At 68.8% G+C, this 6050-nt stretch carries 5 protein-coding genes; 1 reads left to right on the top strand and 4 read right to left on the bottom strand.

The window, feature by feature from the left end; all coding sequences use genetic code 11:
* Positions 1 to 382: 382 nt before the first annotated feature.
* From ACFOMD_RS09435 to ACFOMD_RS09425, 3 genes are read right to left on the bottom strand one after another with little or no spacing between them, the layout of a single operon-like run.
* The gene (locus ACFOMD_RS09435) at positions 383 to 1570 is read right to left on the bottom strand and encodes an HlyD family type I secretion periplasmic adaptor subunit (RefSeq protein ID WP_380860362.1); all 1188 of its coding nucleotides are present in this window, start codon (positions 1568 to 1570) and stop codon (positions 383 to 385) included.
* Complete coding sequence (locus ACFOMD_RS09430) at positions 1567 to 3636, bottom strand: type I secretion system permease/ATPase (RefSeq protein WP_380860359.1); 2070 nt, start codon at positions 3634 to 3636, stop codon at positions 1567 to 1569. Before ACFOMD_RS09430 ends, ACFOMD_RS09435 begins: the two co-directional genes overlap by 4 nt.
* Positions 3633 to 4919, bottom strand: a complete 1287-nt coding sequence (locus ACFOMD_RS09425) for a TolC family protein (RefSeq protein ID WP_380860356.1) — start codon at positions 4917 to 4919, stop codon at positions 3633 to 3635. The genes ACFOMD_RS09430 and ACFOMD_RS09425 overlap by 4 nt, the downstream gene beginning before the upstream one ends.
* A 421-nt stretch (positions 4920 to 5340) precedes the next feature.
* Between ACFOMD_RS09425 and ACFOMD_RS09420 the strand changes: the two genes are divergently transcribed.
* A complete protein-coding gene (locus ACFOMD_RS09420; protein WP_380860353.1) occupies positions 5341 to 5697 on the top strand; it encodes a hypothetical protein in 357 nt (118 codons plus the stop codon).
* Positions 5698 to 5706: 9 nt separating this feature from the next.
* On the opposite strand, the gene ACFOMD_RS09415 is transcribed toward ACFOMD_RS09420, so the two are convergent.
* Positions 5707 to 6045, bottom strand: a complete 339-nt coding sequence (locus ACFOMD_RS09415) for a GFA family protein (protein ID WP_380860350.1) — start codon at positions 6043 to 6045, stop codon at positions 5707 to 5709.
* Positions 6046 to 6050: the final 5 nt, after the last annotated feature.

Genomic DNA, 6050 nt, shown 5'->3' with positions numbered 1-6050 from the left:
TCCGCCTGGCACGCCGCGAGCGAGGTCGCCGGGGTGACTTCGGCATAGGCGGTGCCCGGCAGGCTCAGCGTGTACATCTCGCCGCCGCCCGCGGCGTAGAAGCCCTCGATCCGCACCGTCACGCCGTCGCCGGCGCTGACGATCAGATCGTCGCCGGCGCGGTCGGCCGCGGCCTGCGCCGGGGCCTGCCCGGTGGCCTCGTCGACGATCTCCACCTTCTCGCCGGGCTGCAGCACCAGCTTGTTGCGCCCCTTGCGGAGGCGAACGGTGCGGGTCGGCTGACCGGCGGTGTGAATGCGTGCGATGAGAGCCATGGAAAGTCTCCTAGAAGCGCGAAACTACCGGGGCGGCCGGCAGGCAGGATTGGCGGGAAGCGGGCCGGTCAGCGTTCACGGAACGCCTCCTCGACCTTGAGGACGGGACGCAGGAAGAAATCGAAGACGGTGCGGCGGCCGGTCGTCACGTCGACGGTCGCGGTCATGCCGGGGATGATCGGCAGCAGCTTGCCGTTGTGACGGATGTAGGCGCGGTCGGTGCGCACCAACACGCGGTAGAAAGGCTCCTCATTGGGGAGCTTCGACTCGCGTACCGTATCAGGGCCGATCGTCTCGACGGTGCCGGGGAGCGAGCCGTAGATCAGATAATCATAGGCGGTGAGCTTCACCGTCGCCTTGAGGCCGGGGCGCAGAAAGGCGACGTCCGACGGCTTGATCTTCGCCTCGATCAGCAGCTCGTCCTCGAGCGGCACGATCTCCATGATGTCGGCACCCGGCTGCACCACGCCACCGACCGTCGAGGCCTGGATGTTCTTGACGGTGCCGCGCACCGGCGCGCGCATCACCGTGCGCTCGAACATGTCACGGCGGCCGGCAGCGACTTCCGACACCTGCGCCAGTTCGGCCTCGACCTTGGCGAGTTCGGTGCCGGCGTCGGCCCGGTAGCGGTTGAGCCGTTCGCCCATCTGCATCTCGGTTTCGTTGAGCTGGCGGCGGAGGCGCAGCGCATCGACCTCGGGCACGAGGCCGCGCGCCGCCATCGGCTCGGTGATCGCCAGTTCGCGGCGCAGCAGCCGGGTGCTGGCGGCGAGCGCCGCCACCGATTGATCGACCGCCTGCCGACGCACCGCATAGGTGGCGCGCTCGTTGGCGACCAGCTCGCGATCGCTCGCGATCTCACGCGGGAACACCATGGCGCGCCCGGTCGCCTCTGCGCGCAGTCGCGCCACCGACGCGAGCAGCCCACGACGGCGCTTTTCCATTTCGAGATAAGAGGATTCGGCGCGGGTCGGGTCGATGGTCACCAGCGGCTGGCCGCGCTCGACGATCTGGCCTTCGCGCACCTTCAGTTCGGAGACGATGCCGCCTTCGAGGTTCTGGATGATCTGCAGCCGGCCGGACGGCACCACCTGGCCGGGACCGGTGGTCACCTGTTCGAGAATGGCGAAGCGCGACCAGATCAGCATCGCGACGATCAGGCCAACGAGCGTGATCGAGAACCACAGCCATGCCGGATGCCGATCATTGTCGCGGGCGGCGACCAGCGGCTGGCGGAAGAGGTCGGTCGCGCTCATGCCGCCGCCTTCACCCGACCTTCGCCGAGCGCCGCGAGAACGTCCGCCTTGGGCCCGTCGGCAACGATGCGCCCGCGGTCCATGACGATCAGGCGATTGGCCAGCGGCAGCACCGACTGCTTGTGGGTGACCAGCACGATGATGGTGTCGGCGGGCAGCGATTCGAGCAGCCGCAGCGCTTCGGCCTCCGAGCGCTGGTCCATCGCCGAGGTCGGCTCGTCGAGCAGCAGCACCTTCGGCGCCGGCAGCAGCCCGCGCGCCAGCGCCACCGCCTGCCGCTGGCCGCCCGACAAGGTGTCACCGCGCTCGCCGATCGGCCGGTCGAAGCCGGCGGGATCGGCCGCCGCGATCTCGGCGACGCCGAGCGCGGTGGCGATGCGCACCAGTTCGGCGTCATCGGCCTGCGGCGCGGCGGCGCGCAAATTCTCGCGCAGGGTGCCGTGGAACAGCCGCGCATCCTGGCCGACCAGTTGGATGGTGCGACGGACATCGGCAGGCTCGATCGCCCCCATCTCGACGCCATCGAGGAAGATCTGGCCGGCGCGCGGCCGATAGAGCGCCGACATCAACCGCAGCAGCGTCGACTTGCCCGACCCCATGCGGCCGAGAATGGCCACGCGGTCGCCGGGCTTCAGCTTCAGCGAGGCGCCTTCAACGGCGAGCGGGCCTTCACTCGCATAGCCGAACTCGACGCCGCGCAGCTCGATCTCGCCGCGCCAATGGTCGCCCGACAGATAGGCACGCGCCGGATCGCGCTCGCGCGGCAGCGCCATGATGCGGTTGAGGCCGGTCAAGGCACTGCGCGCCGCCTGGAAGCGCACCGCCAGCGACGACAGGGTGGCGAGCGGCGCCAGCGCGCGCGAATTCAATTGCACCGAGGCGATCAGCGCGCCGGCAGTGACTTCGCCGGCGCTCGCCAGATAGACACCCCAGATAAGCAGCAGCACGCCGGCCGCCTGCTGGATGAACATCGTGGTGTTGAGCGCGAAGTTGGAGATCGCCTGGCTGCGCACCGAGGTGCCCGCGATCACCGCGCTGGCCGCTTCGTGACGACGGCGCATCGCCGCCTCGCCGCGCAGCGCCTTCAGCGTCTCCAGCCCCTCGAGGCTTTCGATCACCGTGCCATGGCGCACGGCGCCTTCACGCAGCCCTTCGGTGGCTAGCTTCGCGAGCGGGATCTGCACCGCGAGCGACAGCGCCAGCACCAGGATGAAAGCGGTGAGCGGCACCCAGACCAGCGGCCCGGCGATGAGCGCGGTGACGACAAGGAACAGCAGCGCGAACGGCAGGTCGGCGACCGCGGTCAGCGACGCCGAGGTGACGAAGCTGCGAACCGATTCAAACTCTTTCAGCAGATTGGCGAACGCGCCCGACGAGGCGGCGCGATGCTCGAGCCGGGTGCCGAGGACGTGCGTGAAAACCGCATCGCCGAGGACAAGGTCGATCTTCTTGCCGGCGCCGTCGAGCACCTTGTTGCGCAAGGTGCGCGACGCGAACTCGAAGATCATCGCGATGACGACGCCGCCGGCCAGCGACCACAAGGTCACATAGGCCTGATTGGGCAGCACCCGGTCATAGACCGTCATCATGAAGATGATGCCGGCAAGGCTCAGCAGGTTGATCACCGCCGACAGCGCACCTGCCTCGAAGAAATAGCGACGGTAGGACCAGAGCGTCGGCCAGAACCAGCCGGGCGCATCGGTTTCGACCAGCGCATCGGCGCGGGTGTCGCGAGCGACCGGCGTACGCAGCAGAAGGACGTGCAGGGCCGCGAGCGCCTCGCCATCGAGCGCCGCGCCGTTCTCCACCCGGATCGTCTCGCCATCGGCGACGAGCACCAGCGGCTCGGCATCGGCGGTCAGCGCCACGGCTGGCAGCATGTCGGGGGTCAGCCGGTCGCCACGCGTCCAGGCGCCCTGGATGCCAAGGGTGGCGAGGCCGGTCAGCACGGCGGCGGGATCGCCAACCGCCTCGGGAACGATGGCGGTCGACAGCACGCCCGTCGATTTGGGCGTGCCCTGCAGGGTCAGGCAGCGGGCAATGGCGTCGAACAGCGGCGCGGTCATGACCCGCCCTCCACCGGCGCCGCGACGGCATCGGGAACGAAGGCGGGGCTGAGCCGAGCGGTCACGGCGAGCAGGCGATATTTGGCGGCGAGCAGGTCGCGGCGCTCGCTTTCGAGCTGGGTGCGCGCCGAGAAACGCTCGACCTCGAACGACAGCAGATCGAGGATCGATCGGCGGCCGAGCTTGAACTGCTCGCCGACCACCGCGCTCGACGCGTCGGTAGTTTCAACCAGCGCCGACAGCGTCGCGAGCCGCGGCGTGCGGTCAGCGACCGAGGTCCAGTGCCGCACCACCTCGTCGCGCAGATTGCGCTCGGTGAAGCGCGCTTCCAGCCGCGCGGCCGAGGCGTTGGCCTGCGCGCTCGCCAGCCGCGCCGAGCCGCCGCCACCGTCGATCGGCGACAGGGTGGAGCGCAGCTTCAGCTCGACGGTGCCGAACAGATTGGTGCGGCCGGTGAGCGAGCTTTCCGATTCGCTGCCCGCATCGAGCGACAGCCGCGGCTTCCACCAGGCACGGGCAGCATCGACCGCCGCGCCCGCCTGGCTGATCTCCAGATCGGCGATCCGCACTGCCGGGTGCGTGTCGAGCGCGCCGAGCGCCGCGTCGAGCGACTTCGGCATGAAGGGGTCGGGTGACGGCATCTCGCCTTCGGGCTCGACCTCGGCGGCGGCGATTTGGCGGATCAGCGCGCGCGCATCGGAGATCGCGATGCGACGTGCGTCGCGCTGCGCTTCGGACTGGGCAAGCCGCGTCGAGACCAGCGCCACGTCGGAGGCCCGGCCGCGATCGAACTCGGCGATCTGGCGAACCATGGTCTCGAGCCGTTGCAGCGACACGACCTGCTCGTCAGCGATAGCGAGCAGCGCGCGCTGCCTCGACCATTCGAGATAGGCATCGGAAAGCCGCTGCGCGAGATCGGCGAGGACGCGGTCATGCTCGACCGCCAGCGACTCGGCGCGGTAACGACGCTGCGCGACGTCGGCGCCGGTGCGGCCGCCGTCATAAACGAGCTGCGTGGCGCGGACGCCGGGCAGGAAGGCCGTGTCGGAGCGCGAGGTAAGGCCGCTGCGCTGCCAGCCGGTGTCGCCGACCAGCGAGACTTGCGGCCGCCACGCAGCCTTTGCCGCATCGATATCCGCGCGGCCACCCGCAGCGATGGCGTCAACCGCCTGCAGACGCGGGTGATTTTCGGCAACAGTTCTAAGGGCTTGGGCAAAGGTCGCCGCAGCCGCCGGCGCCACCGTCGCGCAGGCGACAGCCGCCGTCAGGCATGCGCGCAGCATCGCTGCACGGCAAACGCCGTGACCCATCGACCCCATAAATGAGAACGCCCCAACTCCGCGAACCTGCCGGCCGTGCCTGGCCAACAGCTTCACAACCCTGCGATCTCGGTAGCGCTTCTGCGCGGTGTCACCATCACCCGTTCGGGTGAGAGCAACCTAAAGACCCCCCGCAACAGTCTCGCCCCCTGAGACTGCGGACGAATGTACGCGTGCGGTGTACCTCACCTACCTATACATATCGATAGGATTCCCATTTTTTCGCACGCTAAATGCTTGTTACGATTAGGCGACATGGTGCGCTTAGCACTCCATTTCGGAGCTCCACCTGATGGATCCCCGCCCTAGCCTTATCGGACGTCGCGCCCTGATATGGCCGAGTCGCTGACTCCACACATGAAGAATATTCTGCTTTTGTTCTTATGTGGCCGACTCAATCATCCGCTTTCGCCGCCTGTCCGATGCTGTCGCGCAGAAGGCCGATATCCTCGTCCGCTGCCTCGGCTGCGGCCGGCAACTGCTGTTCGACCGCGCCACCTTTCTCGCCATCCTCGCCGACAAGCGGGTCAGCGACGATCGCGCCCGCGCCGAGCGCAAGATGATCTGCGACAATTGCCACCGGCGCGGTGCGGTGCTGGCGCTGGTGCCCGAGGGATCGCCCACCGCGCTGCGCCTGGAAGACGGTGCCCCGCTGCCGCCGAAGGGCGTGTCGGTCTCGGCGTGGTGCGCGGCGCGCAGCCACGAGACGCGGCGGCGGTTGATCCGGGCGGCGCGGGATTAGGATGGCGGGCTAGTAGCTGGCACCATCGATCAGGCGGCGCGGCAGGTCGTGCCACAGCGCGGGATCGAACATCCTGAGGTTGATGCCGACGCGCGGATAGGCCAGATCGGTCGGCGTCCAGTGCGTGGTGCAGCCGCAGGTCGGGCAATGCCACAGGTCGAGCGCGCGATCGCCCTGCTGATAGGCGACGCCGTCGCCCTCGACGGTCAGCGCGGCGGGAGCGCAATAATGCCACAGCCCGCCGTTGCGCCGGCAGATCGAGCAATTGCACTCGCCCGCCTCCGTCGGCGTGTCGCGCAAGGTCAGGCGAACCCGCCCGCAATGGCAGCTTCCGTGATGCTCACTCATTCGCG

Origin of the sequence: Sphingoaurantiacus capsulatus (assembly GCF_042648405.1) — a bacterium.
In the GTDB taxonomy this organism is placed as follows: Bacteria; Pseudomonadota; Alphaproteobacteria; order Sphingomonadales; family Sphingomonadaceae; genus Sphingoaurantiacus; species Sphingoaurantiacus capsulatus.
Note: the sequence above shows the minus strand (reverse complement) of the source record. Positions and strands in the feature narration are given on the sequence as shown.

Coding starts and splice junctions, on each gene's coding strand:
- ACFOMD_RS09430 (WP_380860359.1), bottom strand. CDS start 3,636: ATGACCGCGCCGCTGTTCGACGCCATTGCCCGCTGCCTGACCCTGCAG.
- ACFOMD_RS09435 (WP_380860362.1), bottom strand. CDS start 1,570: ATGAGCGCGACCGACCTCTTCCGCCAGCCGCTGGTCGCCGCCCGCGAC.
- ACFOMD_RS09425 (WP_380860356.1), bottom strand. CDS start 4,919: ATGCTGCGCGCATGCCTGACGGCGGCTGTCGCCTGCGCGACGGTGGCG.
- ACFOMD_RS09415 (WP_380860350.1), bottom strand. CDS start 6,045: ATGAGTGAGCATCACGGAAGCTGCCATTGCGGGCGGGTTCGCCTGACC.